The sequence below is a fragment of the Labrenzia sp. THAF35 genome (genome assembly GCF_009363595.1).
Classification (GTDB): Bacteria; Pseudomonadota; Alphaproteobacteria; order Rhizobiales; family Stappiaceae; genus Roseibium; species Roseibium algicola.
In genome coordinates this window covers 38,760-57,135 of the sequence record NZ_CP045383.1, presented here as the reverse complement: position 1 = coordinate 57,135, position 18,376 = coordinate 38,760, and the positions used below count along the sequence as shown (strand labels likewise).

Genomic DNA, 18,376 nt, shown 5'->3' with positions numbered 1-18,376 from the left:
CGTTCCATAAAACTGTGCTTACCGTCGCCTTAGTCTTTGAAAACTCAGTTGCAGAAATCTTCCAAGAGCTGTCATCCATTCGTCCAACGAACGATCACTCACAATCGGCCGCGTTCTTTGAAAGAACAGATGAAAGACTGCGAGAATGAGTAGCAGCGTTACGCCCCAGGAAATTAATGTGTCAGAAAGGAAGTGACCGCCGAATGCGATTCTGTTGGATGACAGGATGAAGCAAAGCGGCAGCACCAATAGCAGCATCGCTTTGCGCCACGTAGCGGGAACTAGAAAGGCGACTGAAGTCAACCAAATGGCGGAAGACGCTTCTCCAGAGACGAAAGAACAGTTTCGGTCACAATAGTCAGTGACTTTCCAGACAGTTTGATAGGGTAGGTCTCCGCCGAACTCAGCCACATGTTGCGGTCTCGGGCGACCCCAATTGTCCTTCAAGATCAAATTTACGAGCACGCCGGGGCCAAGAACCAGAGTCGACAGCAGAAACAAGGGTTGGCGGAGTGGCATGAGCGGTGTAACCGTCCGGTGAACACCGCGGCGATGGCGGTTTGATCAATTGTCGGATTTCGAGCGGGTATTCTTTGTCAATCGCACTTTGGCGGCATTGCGGCGGTTTGCGATGCGCAAAAGCGCATATTTGATCGGAAGTTCGTCGATGGTGTCCGGGTCGTACTCGTCGGCCCATTCAGTTGCGTCGGCGTGATTGGGATGGCTCGGATCGGCCAGCGCGTCAAGCATGCCATAGAAGCCAGGAATTCCGCCGCAATCCTCTGGTGGTGCGTTTCTACCGCCGCCGACATAGCACGGATAGGGGGTCGCCGGATTGCCGCTCCGGACGTCGGTCACCGTGAGCCGATGCTCCCAGCTGTCACCGAAGTCATAGAGGTAATTGATCGTCGTCTTGCGAGGCTTCAGTATGTCGCGCAGACGCACCGTGGCCGCCTCCCTGCGTGGCTCCGTTCCCCAATTTTCGTCCATCGGCAGGCCGTATCTTTGCTTGTCGACGGTGAACTCCCAGAGATGGTGGTCGAACCAGCCCATCACGGCCTGGATAACGTCGTGCAGCACTTTCAGGGTGATTGAGGTCGGCACTTCGACCTCGCGCCAGATCAGGGGATCGGTGTCCTGCAATTCGATGCGGACCGTTGCGATCTCGTTTATGCTGTCGGATGCGGCGGTTTTTGGTGATTTGCTCATGCCGCCGATCTCGCAGATTTCGTCTGCCAGTTCCAGGGTAGCAGTTCCTCGACCTGGGATACGGGCGTTTCGGCGATGCGGCCGAGGACATCGGCAAGCCAGGCTTGCGGGTCGACATCGTTGAGCTTTGCCGTGTTGAGCAGCGTCGCCATGAAGGCGGCGCGGTCGGCACCGCGATCCGATCCCGCGAACAGCCATGACTTCCTTCCGAGGGCAAAGCCTCGCAAGGCCCGTTCGGCCGCATTGTTCGTCAGGCAGATCCGGCCGTCGTGAAGGAAGGTGGTGAAGCCGTCCCAACGCTTGAGTATGTAATCAATTGCCTCGGCAACCGAGGAGCTGCGCGACAGCTTGCTCCGCTCAGACCGCAGCCATTCCTCAAGACCTTCAGCAAGCGGAACGCTGTCCCCGCGCCGCCGCTCCAGGCGTTCGCCTGCGTTGAGCCCGTTGATCTCGCGCTCGATGTCGAACAGGGCATCGATGCGCTTGACCGCCTCCAGCGCTATCGGTGAGATCGGTGCAGCGTTCTTCCTGCGCCTGGCGTTGGCGGCGATATCGGCAAGCACGAAGAACTTGCGGCGCGCATGTGACCAACACAGCGCCTGGGTCAGCGGACCAGGATCACGGTCCACCTTGAACAGCGGATTGTAGCCGCTGTAGGCGTCAGCTTGCAGAATACCGGTGAAGCTCTTCAGATGGCGCTCGGGATGTTCCTGGCGCCGGTTGCGAGAGGCATAATAAAGGGCTGCCGGCGGAGCCGTCCCTTTGGCATTCGGGCCGCCGAATGGGCGATCGTCGCGGACATAGGTCCAGATGCGGCCGGTATCGGCCTTGCCCTTGGCCAGGATCGGCACGGTGGTGTCGTCGCCGTGCAACCTCTCGGCACTCAGCACATGCGCTTCGATCAGCGAATGGATCGGCTTGAGTGCCCCCGCGCAGGCGCCGACCTGGTCGGCCAGCGTCGACAGGCTGAGATCGATGCCCTCGCGCCAATAACGCTCACTTTGCCGGTTCAGCGGCTGATGCTGTGCAAACTTCTCAAACAAGATCATCGCCAGGAGGTTCGGACCGGCAAAGCCGCGCGGCGTCACATGGAACGGAGCCGGTGGCTGGGTGATCTTCTCGCACTCCCGGCAGGTGAACTTCTCCCGCACGGTCTGGATCACCTTCCACTGGCGCGGGATCACTTCCAGCGTCTCGGTGACATCCTCACCGAGCTTCGCCAGCTTTGCGGACCCGCAGCACGGGCAACTCTCCGGTGCGGCGACAACAACACGCTCGCGCGGCAGATGCTCCGGAAACGGTTTCTTTGACGGACGTCGGCGTTCAAACGCTTTGATGGTCGATGTTCGCGCCGAGACCTCAGCCGCCAGCTCGTCCTGGGCTGCATCGGCCTCCAGCTCTTCGAGCTGTAATTCCAACTGTTCCAGAAGACGGGCCTTGCGCTCAGAACGGTGTCCGTGGATCTCCCGCTTGAGCTTCTCGATCTCCAGCTTCAGCCGGGCGATCAGGACTTCCGAGTGCGAGTTCACCGCCTGCGCACGGGTGGCGAGTGCCTCAGCTTCACGGCGAGCCGCACGCTCTGCGAGGATCATCGCGTGTGCACTGGCAAGGTCGTCGGGAAGGTCTTCGGCCGCATCGAGCATGGCTGGATGGAATCACATTCGTACCCACCACGCCAGCGCTTTCCACTATCCGGCCGAGCTCGGCCGCCAGGTTTTTTGCGGCATCCGCCAATCGATGCCTTCCAGCAGATATCCGAGTTGGGCCGGGGTGATGGACACCGTGCCGTCCGTCGCCGATGGCCAGATGAACCGGCCGCGTTCCAGCTTCTTCGTGAACAGGCAGGCCCCTTGTCCATCGTGCCAGATCACCTTGATCAAGCCGCCGCTCCGGCCGCGGAAGACAAACAGGTGGCCGCTCATAGGATCATGCCTCAGTGTCTCCTGAACCATCAGCGACAGGCCGGGAAAGCCTCTGCGCATATCCGTATGGCCTGTCGCGAGCCAGACCTTCACACCGCTCGGGACCGGGATCATCGCCGCTCCAGGAGATCGAGAATGCGTCCCAGAGCTTCCGTGTCGATATCACTGTCGACCCGGACCCGTTTACCCCGGCCCAGATCGATCGTTACAACGCTCGGCTTGCGACGCGCACGTTGCGGCGGTGTCGGTTCCGGCGACTGATCCGGAGCCAACAGAGACCGCGCATCGGAAATTGTCACCGGGATAAATTGCGGAGCAGGCGAAGGTGCGGGTGTTGCACGGTCCGTCGACGCCCGACCGTCGGAGATCGTGCAGAGTTGTTTGCGCCACCTAAATAACTGGCTCACGTGGCAACCCGCCGCCCGGGCAATCTCCGACACGCTTGCTCCAGGTTCAAGGCACGCCGCGACAAGCCGCTCCTTATCTTCCTGCGACCACCGCCGGCGGCGCTCCACCGACGTGATCACCTCAATATGCTGATTGGTCATATGACTACTCCTCTTATGTTCGTTTACAAGAGGTGGAGACACAACTTCCCCGCCGCCTTGAGGCGGATGCGGCTAATCAACACCGTTGAACAAAGCAGGAGGCAAGGCATTTCGACGACGGTTGGCATACTCTTATTCGCGGGTTGATTACCGCATTTCCGTTTGTTCGTCTGGGGCTGCCTCGGTCTAGTGTCGGGCGTAGAATAAATCTGCCACATAGGAGTATCGAGGGTTCCCCACCGCGGCCCTGCCTCCAACTTTGATCAACAGATAATGTTTTCCAAGAGGACCTGATCGGACGTGCAGCAGGCCTGTTTCAAGGTTTACTGAGGGGCTCTACTTCTTGCCCGATCGCCCATATGAAGGCGGCCATTTCTCGCGCGATGGCTGTCACGGCGACTGTCTTGGCCTTGCCGGCACTTATCAGTCTTCGATATCGAGTGCACAGCCTCACTTGCCCTTTCCAAGCAATCACGCAGACCGACTTCGGCAGGCCTGCCAGTCTCGCGCTGATTGTGGGGCTGATCCGTGCTGGATAACGGTATGTCCAGGCCCCCTCAATCAGCGCTCGGCGCGCCCGAGCATTGCCTGCTTTAGTGATCCCTCCGCGTCTGACGCGATCGCCCGTTGAACTTTCTGTAGGGACGAGTCCGAGATAAGCCATCAACTGCCGTGGGCTGTCGAACCGACGGACATCTCCAATTTCGACCACCAACGTAACGGCTGTCATGAACGCCACCCCGCGCATCGCCTGGTACGCGGCGACCACTGGGGCCATTGACCACGAGGAAGAAGTTTCTCCAATCAGTTTGTTCAGTCGATCAAGACGAACTCCGGCGTCCTCAACGGTCTGACAATATTCGGCGAGCAATATTTGATGCGCGGGATGATCGAACGCTTGAGATGCCAGCCACCGTCCATGCGCGCGGGTCCAGGCTTTCCGTCCTGCATAGTATCGGCCATGGCGGAGTAAGAACGAATTGAGTTGTTGTCGCGCCTGTTTTTGTGCCTCGAAAGCCGCGTCGCGGGCACGGACGAGGTCGCGAACTGCTTCATGCGCTTCATCCGGCACCCAGACAGGTGTCAACTCGCCAGCTCGATGGAGCCTCGCAAGACTGATAGCATCGCGACGATTGGTTTTTACGCGATCACCGGCACGCTTTGGTACCAATGACGGCGCGACAACACTGCATTCGTGACCCAATTCAACGATTTGCCTATAGAGCCCATACCCGGTAGGGCCGGCTTCATAGCAGAAGTGGAGCTTTGCCCCACGCTTAGCCAATTTCTTGACCATTGCTGCTACCGAAGATGGTTCCGAGGATATGTCGCCCAGAAACCGTACCTCGCCATTGCGCTCGCCGTCGGCAATCGCCACCGAAATCTTCAACTTTGATGTGTCTAGGCCGATGAAAGCTGCGTGCTCGTTTGTCATGTCTTCCCTCGCTGGTCGGTAGGTCGCCCTGGCCAATTCCAGAGCCCACACAATCTACAGCGTGGGTAAGCGGCCCTCGCCAACGAACATACGGTCTAGTGCTATCACTAGGACTGGCAGTCTTCAGCCTACGCCAGCAAGACGGCCTTCACCGGAGGGGTACTGAGCGGTGGACGATCGGGGATAAGCAACTTCAGAACGAACACAGCAACACAAGTAGTCGCAACCACCTGAACGAGAAATATGCCGAGATACCTTACGTCTCTGAGAAACGCCATGTTCTTCGCCCAGAAACCGAAAACTTCTGAATAAAACAATCCGGTCGACCAAATATCGGCACCGGGAAAGATAAAGAAAAACAGCGACACGGCACAGACATACAACCCGACCGAAATCATCGGATGTGAAACACAGGAGTCGGTCAGCTTTTTTAGAATCGGCTTCCGGCCGTTTTCATTAGGAACTTTGTTCTTCATCGCCGCCATTTTGAACGAATTTCGAGGACTGATCCTGAGCATCTAGAAGGTGTCCGAGGTGTTTCACAGGTGTCAAAATGCCGCCAGCTCGAACAAACCGGAGACGTGTTCAAGCCAACGTTCTGGGTTAACCGTCAACCTGTTGTTGGATGCCTAAATCCGGTTCATTCGAAGGTCGATTGCTCGCGCTGGCCTTCTTCCTTGGAGCTGATCTTGCTTCGCCAGCTGTACAACTTGCGATTAGAGTTTCTGGCCGATCAAGGATAAGTCGCTGCACGACCCACAGCGGGGTTTCATTTAGTTTTGCGGCTTCGCGTTGAGTGCACAGGTTGGTCCCATTCCACTCAATATGCTCTTTGCTGGGTTTAGAAGATTGATTTGACGAAAAGTTGCCGCCAACTCGAGCGGTGCTCAGTCGGCGCCGGACGCGTTTCTTTTCACGAAATCCTGAAACACTTTCAGCGTCTCTTCGCTGACATGATGCTCGATACCTTCCGCGTCTTGCTCGGCCACTTCCGCGGAAATTCCTAGTGTAATCAGGAAATCGACGACAATCCTGTGCCGCTTGCGGCAGGCTTCCGCCAGTTGGCGGCCCGCCTCGGTCAAGCGGATATCGCGGTAGCGCTCCTGAAGGATAAGTCCTTCTCGCTTCAGCCTAGCAAGATTTTTCGATACCGTCGGCTGCGCAACACCGAGCCGCTCGGCAATTTCGACCGGACGCGCAGACCCGTTCAGGTGAATCAGTTCCGCGATGAGTTCCACATAGTCCTCGACCATTTCACTCTGGTGCGCGGTGCGCACAGCCTCGAACCCGCTGGCCTGTTCATCGACACTTCTATCGGACACCTTGGGTGAAGGACCGGTCATGAATGGAACACATCCTCTTTGTTTTCATTGTGATTGTGTATGCCGCGAAATTTGCCACTTGACAATGTGTTAGATTACCCTAAGAAAATTTGCCAGAGCTAAACTTAATAGGCGTAGCTATGAAAACTCTCCTTGCCAGCGCGGTGATCTGCCTTGTTCCGGTCATCGCGCAAGCCACCGCAATCAAAGAAGCCCTCTGGGCTCCACGTGCAGCCGCCTATCGGCACACCTTGTTTCTGGGAAACCTTTCCCCAGTCCCCTGGGAGAAAATCGAAGCCAGCTGGAACCGTGCCGTTCCAGGCAGCTCACTTCCGGATGCCGCGGTTTCCCGGGCAAGTGACGAGGAAGCCGCTGCTCTTAACAGTGCTCTTCAGGTGCAGGACAGGCAGGCGCTGTTTGAAGCGGCAACGGTCATCGTTGCTCAGGGGATACTGCGTCACCTGGAAAATGCGGATGCCGGGCTCGGAACTCCGGAAGCAGCCACTGAGTTGGCCAAGGCCGAAACGCTTTACCGCGCCTTTGAAGATGCTATTCGCACCGTCGATGAGCCTGCCGCTCGCCAGCTTGGCAGGGCATGGCTCATCCTGAACTCGTCCCTAGGCAGTGGCGGCGTTCTGGGCCAAGGCGGACAGGAAAGCAACAAGTCAGAATTCGCAAACGCCCGCAAAGATGTTTCCGATTACATTCGTACCAACTACCTGCCGGCAGAATTTGCAACCCGTGACAAGCTGGCTCCTGTTCCGGAAACGGTTTTCCTTTCTGGACAGGAAGTGAAACTGCCTGCAACATTGCCTCCGGGATCAAACATCGCCGATCAAAGCGAGCTGCCGCGCCTTATTCTTCAACTCGAGGAAGCCGGTGAAGACGAAGCCAACCTGCCGCTTGTCGCTTATGGCGACATGCTGTTTGACAGTCCTGAGATCTTCGGCGGTCCTGCGCAGGAACTCGGGATTGCCTGTTCCACCTGCCATAACAGATCCGACATCAACAGGGAGTTCTTCATTCCGGGCCTCAGCTATCGCCCCGGGGGAATGGATGTCGACGGTGCCTTCTTCAATCCGATGTTCAATGACCGGAAGGACGATCACCTCGATACGCCGTCGATGCGCGGTATACGGTTCACCGCGCCTTATGGCCGTGACGGACGCGAACCCAGTCTGCGCCGTTTCATCCGCAACGTGATCGTTACCGAATTTGCCGGCAAGGAGCCGACCCCGTTCCAGCTTGATGCGCTAGTCGCCTATGTCCGTGAGTTCGACTGGCTGCCGAATCCGCAAATCGACCGGGCAGGCCGGTTGACCGACAAGGCCTCCGACGCGGCAAAGCAGGGTGAAGCCATCTTCAACACTGATTTTCCAGGACTGAACGGCAAGTCCTGCGCGTCCTGCCACACGCCGGATCAGAATTTCACCGATGGACTGACACACGATATCGGCAGCTCGGAGCCACCCTTCCCCGGAGGCACGGCTACCGCCTTCGAAACGCCAACGCTGCGCAACATTAACTTCACCGCCCCCTATATGCATGATGGTTCGCTGCCGACGCTGGCCAGCGTTGTGGATTGGTTCAACGACACCAGGAATCTTGGGTTGGACGAAGAGCAACGAGCAGACCTGACGGCGTATCTGGAAGCCATCGGCGATGGCGAAGAGCCCTATCAGCGCTTTGAAGGCCGTGACAGTGTCTTCCGCCTGTCCTGGGAAGAGCTGACTACTTTCGCGTCAACCCTGGACACTCTTCTGCCCGCCCGCGATGTCCAGAATATCGCGTTGCTCATCGATACGGTTGCGCCGGATCTTGCAGCCGACGCCAGCGTGATGACCAATCAGGCGGCAAAATCCGAAATCTATGAACTCAGCGCCATCCTGAGGGCCGTGGGCGATGCCAGCGCTGAAGGTGACTGGGGCGACGCGGAACAGCAATGGCAAAAGTTCAAGACCATGCAGGCCGCAATTGACGAGAGGATGTTTTGATGCTGAACCGCCGTACGTTCTTGGCCGCTGCCTCCGCCAGCTTCGTCCTGCCGGCTTTTGCCGCCGAGGAGGGTCTGACCTTGGCCTTCATACCGCAGGAGAACCCGGAAAAGCTTCTGGGAGATATCAAAGTCATCACCGGCTGGCTTTCGGAGCAAATGAGCGTCCCCGTCACCGGTTTCGTCACTTTTGACCATGCAGCCGCCGTCGAGGCGCTTCGAAACGGCGATGCTGACATTTCCTTCATGGGCGCCCTGCCATTTGTTCTCGCGGAAGATCAGCTCGGAGCGGTACCGCTTTTGTCGGAAGTCTACCGGGGTCAGCCCAGCTACTCCGGACGAGTCTTCGTCCGCAAGGACAGCGGCATTGAAACCCTTGCCGATCTCAAGGGGCGTGACATTGCCTTCGCAGACCCTGTATCGGAATCCGGTTATATCTATCCGCTGGATCTGTTTGTCCGCGAGGGCCTGATTGCCGATGCGGCGGATGCCGACAGCTTCTTCGGCAGGAAATTCTTTGCCGGTGGATACCAGCAGGCGATGCAGGCCATGGCAAACGGATTGGTCGATGCCTCCGGAGCGAGCCAATATGCGGACCTCTTTTTAACACCGGACCAGCAGGCAGAAGTCAGGGTTCTGGCGGAATCGGAACAGATCCCGAGTCATGCGGTCATTGCACGCCCCGGCCTTGATGCCGGATTGCAGGCAAAGTTCGTTAAGGTGATGCTCAGCCTGAACGATCCGGAAAACCGCTACCTGCTGGCCTATCTCTACGGCCCGGACGGTTACGTTACCGCCGACCCGGAAGTCTATGAAGGCGTTCGCGAAACCGCGCGGCGCTATGGTTTCCTGAAATGAGTGTTGCCGCCGCCCTTTGCGATGTTACGCATCAGTTCGATGAGCATCCAGCCCTGTCGAATATCTCCCTGACCCTGAAGGAAGGAGAGACCGTTGCGTTTCTGGGGCCGTCAGGGGCGGGAAAGTCAACCCTGCTGGCACTTCTCGACGGGCGGTTGCGGAACTGGCGCGGTACGGCAGAAGTTCTGGAGACACCTTACTCGGCGACAGCACGTCCCCCGAGAGATGCAAGATCGGAGGTAGGCTTCATTTTCCAGGAATTCGCGCTGGTTGACCGGTTGAGCGTTTACCAGAACGTGATGAACGGAAGGCTTGGCCGGATGCGGACCTGGCAATCGCTCTGGAGCCGCTTCGGTGAACGCGATCACCTTGTCGTCTCCGGTGTTCTGGAGGATACCGGATTGACCGATCTGGCCGCGCGCCGCGCGGACAAACTCTCCGGCGGACAACGGCAACGCACCGCCATCGCCCGGTGTCTGGCCCAGGAACCGAAACTGATCCTGGCAGACGAACCGGTCAGCAATCTCGACCCGGCCAATGCCGAGAAAATTCTCGGCCTGATTACAGGTGCTGCCCGCAAACGCGGCATCACCGTCGTCTTCAGCTCGCATCAGCCGGAGCTGTCACAGCGTTTCGCCGATCGCATCATCGGCCTGCGCGACGGCAAACTGCTCTTCGACCGGCCTTCGGGGCAGGTAAGCGCTGCCGATATTTCGGAGCTTTATCATGGCGCGTCTCCGAGCGCCGAACTGCGTGTGGTGAGTTGATGTCGCGCACCGTGACCTGGCTTGTGCTGGCCGCTGCCATCTTGTGGTCACTGGGAAGCGCAGATATGGGATTGGAAAAGCTCCCCGGCGCAAAGGCGCGCCTGGGCGAATTTTTCGGCCGGATGCTGCCGCCAGACATGTCCATTTGGCCGGAAGTTTTGCAAGGTCTGGCGGAGACCCTGCGCATTGCCATTCTGGGAACTTTCTTCGCCGTCCTGTTTTCCGTCGTTCTTGGCATTTTGGCAGCGGAAACACTGGTTCCGCCGGCAATCTGGCGGCCCGTCCGATCGCTGCTTGCGATCGTGCGGGCAATTCCGCTGATCCTGGTTGCCATGCTGATGGTCGGTGCAGTCGGCCTTGGACCGTTGCCCGGTATCCTGGCAGTGACATTTCACGCAACGGGCATGCTGGCGAAATTTTACGCAGAGGCGATCGATACCGTCTCGCCCGAACCGGTGAAGGCACTGGAAAGCGCGGGCGCCAACAGATTACAGCAACTGCGCTGGGGGATCTGGCCGCAAATGGCGCCGCTGGTTCTGCGCGATACCGTCTTCCGGTTCGAACTGAATTTGCGCGAGAGCCTGATCCTCGGCGTCGTCGGCGCAGGCGGCATCGGTCTATATATTCAGACCTACGTCCGCTCGTTTCAGTACGACAAGGCAGCGACGGTGACGCTGGCGATCATCATTCTTGTGCTGCTATCAGAAGCCGTGAACACCGCTTTGCAGAAACGCTTCTCCTGATTAGATGTGCAGCTTTTCGAACTGATCATGATGTCCAAAGAAGCTGCGACCCTAAAAACGCAACTAATTCCGAAGCCTAATCAGCGGGCTCCTTCCTCACTGTTCTGCGCATCAATTAAGACCGCGGTCCCAGAGGAAGGCTCCAGGACGTCTAGAGTAAACCGTTACTTCCTTGGTACGCTGGCAACAGTGGTCACGCGGGCGTCGTCAATCCCGGTCCAAAGCGCGGCGGAATACGGAGATTGACGTTTAATGTATCGGTACGGCGTCGAATACCAAGGCAGAACTGTTTCAGCTTGGTTGTCCAATATCATGTCCCCGTAGTCCGTGCGGACTGTCAGCACAGCATGACCACCATTCTGGAGGTCCTTTGCGACGGTGATTAGCAGAGTGCTGCGCGGCCATCCCGCATTTAGAAGCTCTCGTTGCTTTTCAAGGACATATTCCTCACAATCTCCATATCCGTCGTCTGGGTAGGTCCAATACTCTGGTTTGCCATAGAGATCGTCATCGGTCATTGGCCGAACACGACGATTTACATCCGTGTTAATCGCGAGCAATTCCTGCCATCTTTCTTCCGTCAATTTTACGACGACCGGCTCATAGCGTTCATTTGAACAAGCACCAATGTTGTCTCGGCAAAACTGTACGTATCCGATGGGTGCTTTGACGTCTTGTTTCATGTCCATAAAGCGCCCGGTATCGGCTGACGCAGACGCGGAAGAAGTTACCAACAATGCCAGAAAAGTTGTTGGCAGAAGTATATTTTGTAGTCTTTTCATCCCAAAGCCCTCCCTTAAGGCTGGCTTCACGATGTCATCTTGAATTTTATTTTAATAAAAGCTTCTCAGTAAGTATTGAGTCAAATAAAAAGAAATATAAACTAATATTTGAATTACATTTTACTATAATTCTAATTAGACTTGTCTAAAATTTTATCTTTCTCCTGCAACAAACTGATATGCTTACATTTCTTCCGTTGATGGTCCTTGAATTAAATAAAGGAGGATTTGGCGTGCACCCTGACAATCGAGAGCTTAAAAAGAAATCCAGAAGGCAATTCAGGTGAATATTTCGGCAAGTTTTTTGAAGGCAGAGCAACCCATTGATTGGATCGCCGCGACCAAACGAGGTTCCACAGCATACGTCCAACAACTACAGGCGGCCTGATCCCGCTCGTGACAATTCAACCTTTTTGAGAATGGCCTTACGGCCGAAAAAGACGGCCCTCGCAGAGGGCCTCTCACTGCTACCTTGGAAAAACAATCCAACACAGTTCCAACGTCGTATGTACAGTACCGATATGTTGGCTGGGTATAGTCGATGGACGCACTTGAAGAATGGATCAGAGTAAATTCGTACTTGGTATACGGGATACTATTTTTTTATTGTGCGATGAAAAGTGGGGCTCTGCCGCTGTTTGCTGCTATCTTTGCCAGCACTGATGATCTTTCGATATTTGCAGTATCTGCGGCATCCTTTCTTGGCGGATACTTAGGTGATGAAGCACGGTTTTATCTTGCGCGGCGATATGGTGACTATTTGACAAGCCGGCTGCCAAGATTAGGTGTGATTGTCAAACGAGCTGAAGGCTTGCTTGCGAGGCACGGAGCCAAATACATTTTTTTGTACCGATATCCAAAAGGTATGCGAACGATCGGCGCATTTCCGGTCGGGTTAAGCAATATGTCCTGGTTGCGTTTCACTGTTTTCAACGCAGGATCCGCTGCCTTGTGGACCATGTTGCTAGTTGCGTTTGGATATGTGTTTGGTGTTGCGATAGTAGAGACTGTAGAACGTAACTGGGGCTGGCTTAGCGTTGTCGCGCTAGGGGTATTCGCAAGTTTGGTGTGGCTTGTCTATCGCAATAATTTGACGAGTGCGCAAAAGGGATTACGAACCCCCTAGTGTCAAAAACAAATAATAACCACTTTTCCCGATAATTAAATGTGCAGCTACTGTGCTTGTATATGTAACAGCTCTGTTCTTTCTGAGTTGCGAGAGAGCCAAAAGCTCTCGACGAATTCGTACAGCGCGGAAATCGAATAATGAACACAGCTCTCCCGAGATGTGAGTCTCCTAACGAAGTGTCAGGTAGTTATGCATTTGGAGATGTTTAAACAGGCACAAATCGCCCGTAGGGTGCTGAGTGTGAGCATGACAATTTTCACGCTTCTGCTCGCGGGATGTGTAGGTTCGTCACTCGAAATGGAATCACGCGGAGAAATTGCAATTCCATACAAGGTCACGGCGTTGATGCGCAACAAAGGGGTCAAGGGATCGGATCCCGTTTTTATCCGAATTTTTAAACAGGAAAGTGAGCTTGAGGTTTGGAAAAAAAGACGCGCCGGCGATTATGTCCTCCTAAAAACATACGAGATGTGTCGTTGGTCCGGCGATCTGGGTCCCAAACGAGCAGAAGGTGATCGCCAGGCACCTGAAGGCATATATGAAGTCACGCTCGGGAGGCTAAACCCCAACTCCAAGTATTTCCTTTCATTTGATTTGGGGTATCCGAACAAACTCGAGCGCGCGAAGGGTTACTCTGGAACTGCGCTCATGGTCCACGGAGCCTGCTCGTCTTCCGGGTGCTTCGCAATCACAGACGAGCAAATCACCGAAGTGTATGCTCTAGTTCGGGACGCATTGCGCGCCGGGCAACCTTCCGTGCAGGTGCAATCACTCCCTTTTCGCATGACACCTGAAAATCTTGCGAGGCACTACGACAATCCAAACCTCAGTTTCTGGCTGGACCTCAAAGAAGCTTCCACCACGTTCGAAGTCCTGCGGCGTCCGCCAGAATTCCGATTTTGCGAAGGAAGATATCGTTTTGGAGCAGCGAAGGACCCAGGAGCTGACTACGGCCCACTTGGACAGTGCCCGCAGTTGGAACAACCACCGCAAAGAGTTTCAGAAAAGATTGCTGCTGACCTAAGCTCAGTTGAACAACTTCGGGAAGGGGGCGGCAATATCGTAAGTTCTTACGCCGACGGTGGAATGCACTCTAGGTTTCGAAATGTTCTTTTGGAAAGGGGAGCTGAATTCCTCGCGAGGAAAACATCGAGTAGCGCCGTACCGGTTAGCAGACCAAAAGCAGCGCTGTCCGACCCATACAAACCTTTGTTGTCTCAGCAATGAATTTTTTTGGTGTTGTGAAATTTAATTGGAGCCTCTGCCTTAGCGAAGCATTCGCGCGACGGGCAGAATGATAACGAGGAGCAATGGCTGGTGAACCAAGTATATCAATAAACTGTTGCGCCCCATCCAGGATAGGATCCTGGTCAGTTTGGTATTGTGCAGATCGGGAAATGAGCGTGAATCGCCGCTCTTTTTGTAAAAAATCTTGGCTAGAAAAACGCCGATCAAGGTCAATCCGGCCCATGGCAGAATTGGAACGAAATCGTTGCTGGGTGGGGGGGAACTAGACACGCCAATCCATGCGAGCCACCGGGTGTTGAACAGTTCCAATTTTAAGAACTGCGGCAGGATGAGTAAGCCAGCTCCCGAGATTAGTGAGACCAGGGCGGGCAAATTTAGAAACAGAACACCCAAAAGAGAAGAAACCGCAATCGCGTGCAAGATGCCGAAAAAAATGTAGGTCTGCGGAAATGCGATCCACGTGACGAATGAAATCGAAATCGCAGCTGCACCGATCATCGCCACACGTGTTACAAATCTATTTAGTTTGAGTCCTTTACCGTGCGCAAGGACAAGGCTCACGCCAACCAGAAACATGAAAGTTCCGGCGAGCAGGCGGCCGAATGCAAGCCAAACAGGATGGAACGCGATTCCGTCGATTAAACCTGAAAACTCGAGATCCCAAACAAAGTGAAAAAGCACAACGCCAAAAATAGCAACACCGCGAACGGTATCGATCAGCAAAATTCGCTGATTTGATAGACTTTCGTGATCATTGCCTGAACTAATCATCTCGCGGGCAGTTAAACCTCTTTCGGCCACAGAAAACGTGATTGGTACATCATTGTTCTAACCGGGAAGACCTGCAAACCCAGTTTGGCGGACCGGCTCTAAATTCCAAGTGAACGAATGGTGCTGAAATATCCCGATCAATATTGGCTACGAATGCTTAACCATACTGGGTCGTCAAAGTGCACCAAGCACCTGACGGTGGCCAAAGATACAGTTTTGTCGCAAAGTTTTCTTCGGCGGTTTTGTTTGGTCTGAAATCCTGGAAGGCGTTCATTTAGTCTCGGTAATGTCGATTAGAGCTGTTTCACTTGTTGAAAACGCTGCGCATCCAGCCCCAACCCGCTTGAATTCAGGTTTCCCCTTTCCATGCCAGGAGCCGCATAGCATTTGCGGTGACGAGTACTGTTGCGCCTGTGTCGGCAAGGATTGCTGGCCAAAGACCGGTTACACCCAAAACGGTCGTCACCAAAAACAAAGTTTTCAGGCCCAGAGCCATCCCCACGTTCAGTTTAATGTTCCTCATCACCGCATGAGACAGGTTTATCATCTTGGCAACGTCCATCACCCGCCCATGCAATATGGCAGCGTCGGCAGTTTCAAGTGCCACATCCGTGCCCCCTCCCATGGCGATGCCGATATCCGCGGCGGCCAGAGCCGGCGCGTCGTTGATGCCGTCTCCCACCTTGGCAACTTTCAGGCCGTCCGCGCGTAGTTCATTCACGACCCGTTGCTTGTCTTGCGGTAGAAGGTCCGCACGCGGCTCGATGCCAAGCGTGTCTGCAATCGCCGTGGCAGTTCGGGTGTTATCGCCCGTCAGCATCAGCGTGCGGATTCCCTTCGTCTTTAAGGAAGCGAGACCGTCTATCGCATCTGTCCTTGGTTCGTCACGCATGGCGAAAAGAGCGGAAACCTTGTTGTCTACAAGCAGCACAGAAACAGTTTTGCCCTCGGCATTGAACGCATCTACAACCGCAATCTGATTTTCAGTCATGCTGACCCGGTCGCGAGCAGCGGTCGCGGATCCAAGAAAAACCGGCACACCGCCAACCCGCCCTTCGACGCCTTTCCCGGTGACCGCGCGTGCTTCGGATGCAGGCGGAATGGGTGCATTCTCCGAGGCAGCCTTTTGCAAAACTGCGAGAGCAAGTGGATGGTTCGATCCCTGCTCCAATGCTGCCGCAAGGCTCAGCAACCGCTGATCGCTGCTCCCAAATGACCTGATATCGGTAACCACCGGCCGTCCTTCTGTGAGAGTTCCGGTTTTGTCGAAAGCCACCGCCGTTATCGCTGAAAAACCCTCAAGCACGGCGCCCCCCTTCATTAGGAGGCCGCGCCGAGCCCCGCTCGCCAGACCGGCGGCAACTGCCGCCGGTGTGGAAATAACCAGGGCGCAAGGGCAGCCAATCAAGAGAATGGCAAGTCCCTTGTAGATCCATTCGCTCCAGTCAGCGCCAGCAAAGACTGGCGGCACCGTCGCAATAAGAGCTCCCAACACAAGAACCCCTGGCGTATAGTAGCGTGAGAACCGGTCAATGAACCGCTCGGTCGGTGCCTTACTAGATTGTGCCTCTTCGACCAGACGGACCACGCGGGCGATCGTATTATCGTCGGCGGCAGCAGTCACTCTGATGCGCAAAACTCCGTCTAGACTAATGGTTCCTGCATATACTGTGTCCCCCTGTGACTTACGTCTGGGGACACTCTCGCCGGTCACAGGTGCTTCGTTTATCTCGGACGAACCTTCAGTGATTTCCCCATCTGCGGCAATACGATCACCCGGCCTCACAACGATGACGTCGCCAACAGAAAGCCTATCTGCGGGCACTTCCGAGATGGTATTTCCTTGTTCCAGATAGGCAGTCTTTGGAATCAAATCGGCGAGGCCCGCAATACTGGCCCGCGCACGCTCAGCAGCAACACCCTCCAACATTTCACCAACCAGAAAGAGAAAGACTACAACAGCAGCTTCTTCGGTTGCCCCTATCAGCACCGCACCAACCGCCGCGACAGTCATCAGCGTTTCTATTGAAAACGGGCTGCCCAATGTGGCGGCCACAAACGCACGGCGCGCCACCGGAACGAGACCGACTAGCATAGCAATCAAGAACGCCCAATACGCCGCTTCCGGAATTAGTTGGCCAATCAAAAAAGCACTGATGAGTGCCATGCCGCACGAAATCGTCAACAGAGCCTTGCGTGTCCTCCACCATGGTTGATCCGCAACATGGCTCGCATGGTTTTGCGACATGGGTTCGGCCGGCGCGATGCCAAAACCGAGGTGCCTTACCCGCTGCATGACCTGGTTTTTGGAAACCGTACCGTCATGGCTGATCGACAAACTGGCTCCGGGCACGGATACTGCCACCTCCTCAATCCCCGGCAAGCGGCGTAAAGCGGTGTCGATCTTTGAAGCGCATGAGGCACAATCCATGCCTTCGACTCTGAAACGGACTATTAGTTTTGAACTGTCGGGGTGTATAGTCATTTGCGGCCTCTTGCACTTTCTCTCTGCAAGATAGCCTCTCTAGTAACTAGAGCTTCAAGTGACGCAGGCGATTTTTTTCAATTTCACAGCTTTGTCAAAGTGCTGGCGTTTCAAATTTCATTTTCCGTTTTCGCAGTTATGGATTTCTTGAGAATTTATCTGTACGTATTGCGAATGCGTAAGTGGGTCTTAACCATACTGATTGTGTTTTATACGGGGCTTCATTCCGCCGCCGCAATTGGTGCTGCCCAGACAGCCGGGGAGCCGGTGCTTCCAGACCAAAAAGCAGTTCAAAACGCCTCGATCGTGTCCGAAACACTCACGTCGCATAACCTCAGGTGCTGCAATCGAACGAGCAACCAAGCAAAGTCTCAAAAACTAGCCAAGTGTGGAGTCGATTGCGTGTCAATTGCGGGTTCGTTGGAACCGAGATTTTTGAAGGCGGAATTGGTTTTGGAAGATACTGTATTGCTTGGCCTTTTTTCCAAAGATCCAAAGCCAGAAGACAGGCCTCCAAGAATTTACTGACACGTGGCAGCTTTATCGCTGCAAAGCTTCCTGCGATCGTTAGTAATTTTTTGGAGAAAAGCGATGATTACTCGTCGTAATTTACTCATTGGCTCCGTCGGAGCAGTTGGAGCCTTTGTCATGCCTGCTTATGCACATGACAAGAAACAGTTCAAGATCGACCCCAAATTCGAACCGCAATCCGTACGATACTTTTCCTATCCTCCTGGGACGATAGTTGTCGATACGAAAAATCATTTCCTCTACCTCGTTCAGAGTTTCGGCAGGGCGCGCCGCTATGGAATTGGTGTCGGCAAAGCGGGATTGTCGCTGAAAGGGGAGGCGGTAATAAAACGCAAGGCGGAGTGGCCAAGCTGGCGTCCCACCGCAAACATGATACGTCGTAACCCCGGCAAATATCGGAAATACGCAAATGGTGTCCCTGGTGGACCGAATAACCCTCTTGGATCAAGAGCGCTTTACCTTTATCGAAACGGTCGGGACACCATGTACCGGATCCATGGAACCACCGAACCTTCCTCTATCGGTCGATCCGTCTCTAACGGCTGCGTTCGGATGATCAATGCTCATGTTGAAGATCTCTATGAACGCGTGCCTTTAGGCACAAGAGTGGTCGTTTTGTGAGTACCCAATAGC

General features: G+C 55.0%; 18 protein-coding genes. 7 read left to right on the top strand and 11 right to left on the bottom strand.

Annotated features, from left to right (window positions below; all coding sequences use genetic code 11):
* Nucleotides 1-18 precede the first annotated feature (18 nt).
* The 8 genes from FIU93_RS31205 to mntR all read right to left on the bottom strand — a co-directional run bounded on the left by FIU93_RS31205 (nucleotide 19) and on the right by mntR (nucleotide 6,457).
* Nucleotides 19-519 carry a phosphatase PAP2 family protein gene (locus tag FIU93_RS31205; protein WP_209171743.1) on the bottom strand — a complete coding sequence of 167 codons (501 nt, stop codon included), beginning with the start codon at nucleotides 517-519 and terminating at the stop codon, nucleotides 19-21.
* A gap of 45 nt (nucleotides 520-564) precedes the next feature.
* Nucleotides 565-1,209, bottom strand: coding sequence for a plasmid pRiA4b ORF-3 family protein (locus tag FIU93_RS31200; protein WP_152508072.1), 645 nt, complete (start codon nucleotides 1,207-1,209; stop codon nucleotides 565-567).
* Nucleotides 1,206-2,801 carry an IS66 family transposase gene (locus FIU93_RS31195; protein ID WP_228866888.1) on the bottom strand — a complete coding sequence of 532 codons (1,596 nt, stop codon included), beginning with the start codon at nucleotides 2,799-2,801 and terminating at the stop codon, nucleotides 1,206-1,208. The genes FIU93_RS31200 and FIU93_RS31195 overlap by 4 nt, the downstream gene beginning before the upstream one ends.
* Nucleotides 2,802-2,897: 96 nt before the next feature.
* Nucleotides 2,898-3,245, bottom strand: a complete 348-nt coding sequence (gene tnpB / locus FIU93_RS31190) for an IS66 family insertion sequence element accessory protein TnpB (RefSeq protein WP_152508070.1) — start codon at nucleotides 3,243-3,245, stop codon at nucleotides 2,898-2,900.
* The gene (locus tag FIU93_RS31185) at nucleotides 3,242-3,679 is read right to left on the bottom strand and encodes a transposase (protein ID WP_152508069.1); all 438 of its coding nucleotides are present in this window, start codon (nucleotides 3,677-3,679) and stop codon (nucleotides 3,242-3,244) included. Before FIU93_RS31185 ends, tnpB begins: the two co-directional genes overlap by 4 nt.
* A 316-nt stretch (nucleotides 3,680-3,995) precedes the next feature.
* Nucleotides 3,996-5,114: an IS110 family transposase gene (locus FIU93_RS31180; RefSeq protein ID WP_152508068.1), complete on the bottom strand. Its 1,119-nt coding sequence runs from the start codon at nucleotides 5,112-5,114 to the stop codon at nucleotides 3,996-3,998.
* 128 nt (nucleotides 5,115-5,242) lie between these two features.
* Nucleotides 5,243-5,632, bottom strand: a complete 390-nt coding sequence (locus FIU93_RS31175) for a hypothetical protein (protein WP_209010120.1) — start codon at nucleotides 5,630-5,632, stop codon at nucleotides 5,243-5,245.
* 369 nt (nucleotides 5,633-6,001) lie between these two features.
* A complete protein-coding gene (gene mntR, locus FIU93_RS31170) occupies nucleotides 6,002-6,457 on the bottom strand; it encodes a manganese-binding transcriptional regulator MntR (RefSeq protein WP_062492097.1) in 456 nt (151 codons plus the stop codon).
* A 119-nt stretch (nucleotides 6,458-6,576) separates the two neighbouring features.
* Here mntR and FIU93_RS31165 point away from each other — a divergent pair, with 119 nt between their 5' ends.
* The 4 genes from FIU93_RS31165 to phnE are packed head-to-tail and all read left to right on the top strand — an operon-like array spanning nucleotide 6,577 to nucleotide 10,797.
* On the top strand, nucleotides 6,577-8,430 hold the full coding sequence (locus tag FIU93_RS31165; RefSeq protein ID WP_077294814.1) for a cytochrome c peroxidase: 1,854 nt from the start codon (nucleotides 6,577-6,579) through the stop codon (nucleotides 8,428-8,430).
* Nucleotides 8,430-9,287: a phosphate/phosphite/phosphonate ABC transporter substrate-binding protein gene (locus FIU93_RS31160; RefSeq protein WP_062492093.1), complete on the top strand. Its 858-nt coding sequence runs from the start codon at nucleotides 8,430-8,432 to the stop codon at nucleotides 9,285-9,287. The genes FIU93_RS31165 and FIU93_RS31160 overlap by 1 nt, the downstream gene beginning before the upstream one ends.
* The gene (locus FIU93_RS31155; protein WP_077294817.1) at nucleotides 9,284-10,054 is read left to right on the top strand and encodes an ATP-binding cassette domain-containing protein; all 771 of its coding nucleotides are present in this window, start codon (nucleotides 9,284-9,286) and stop codon (nucleotides 10,052-10,054) included. The genes FIU93_RS31160 and FIU93_RS31155 overlap by 4 nt, the downstream gene beginning before the upstream one ends.
* Nucleotides 10,054-10,797: a phosphonate ABC transporter, permease protein PhnE gene (gene phnE / locus FIU93_RS31150; RefSeq protein ID WP_062492091.1), complete on the top strand. Its 744-nt coding sequence runs from the start codon at nucleotides 10,054-10,056 to the stop codon at nucleotides 10,795-10,797. Before FIU93_RS31155 ends, phnE begins: the two co-directional genes overlap by 1 nt.
* Nucleotides 10,798-10,961: 164 nt before the next feature.
* Here phnE and FIU93_RS31145 read toward each other — a convergent pair whose 3' ends face one another.
* Complete coding sequence (locus FIU93_RS31145; protein WP_152508051.1) at nucleotides 10,962-11,579, bottom strand: transglutaminase-like cysteine peptidase; 618 nt, start codon at nucleotides 11,577-11,579, stop codon at nucleotides 10,962-10,964.
* 541 nt (nucleotides 11,580-12,120) lie between these two features.
* Here FIU93_RS31145 and FIU93_RS31140 point away from each other — a divergent pair.
* Together FIU93_RS31140 and FIU93_RS31135 are read left to right on the top strand one after the other, a co-directional pair.
* Entirely contained in the window at nucleotides 12,121-12,705 is a 585-nt protein-coding gene (locus FIU93_RS31140; RefSeq protein WP_152508050.1) for a DedA family protein, read from the top strand.
* A gap of 249 nt (nucleotides 12,706-12,954) precedes the next feature.
* Nucleotides 12,955-13,935 (top strand): murein L,D-transpeptidase family protein, encoded by a 981-nt coding sequence (locus FIU93_RS31135; RefSeq protein WP_040450304.1) that lies wholly within the window; start codon nucleotides 12,955-12,957, stop codon nucleotides 13,933-13,935.
* A 39-nt stretch (nucleotides 13,936-13,974) separates the two neighbouring features.
* Here the strand turns inward: FIU93_RS31135 and FIU93_RS31130 are convergent, their stop codons facing one another.
* Together FIU93_RS31130 and FIU93_RS31125 are read right to left on the bottom strand one after the other, a co-directional pair.
* Nucleotides 13,975-14,757 (bottom strand): heparan-alpha-glucosaminide N-acetyltransferase, encoded by a 783-nt coding sequence (locus tag FIU93_RS31130; protein ID WP_286202352.1) that lies wholly within the window; start codon nucleotides 14,755-14,757, stop codon nucleotides 13,975-13,977.
* Between the two features lie 319 nt (nucleotides 14,758-15,076).
* The gene (locus FIU93_RS31125; RefSeq protein WP_081450442.1) at nucleotides 15,077-17,212 is read right to left on the bottom strand and encodes a heavy metal translocating P-type ATPase; all 2,136 of its coding nucleotides are present in this window, start codon (nucleotides 17,210-17,212) and stop codon (nucleotides 15,077-15,079) included.
* A 648-nt stretch (nucleotides 17,213-17,860) separates the two neighbouring features.
* Between FIU93_RS31125 and FIU93_RS31120 the strand changes: the two genes are divergently transcribed.
* Complete coding sequence (locus FIU93_RS31120; RefSeq protein WP_008188287.1) at nucleotides 17,861-18,364, top strand: L,D-transpeptidase; 504 nt, start codon at nucleotides 17,861-17,863, stop codon at nucleotides 18,362-18,364.
* Nucleotides 18,365-18,376: the final 12 nt, after the last annotated feature.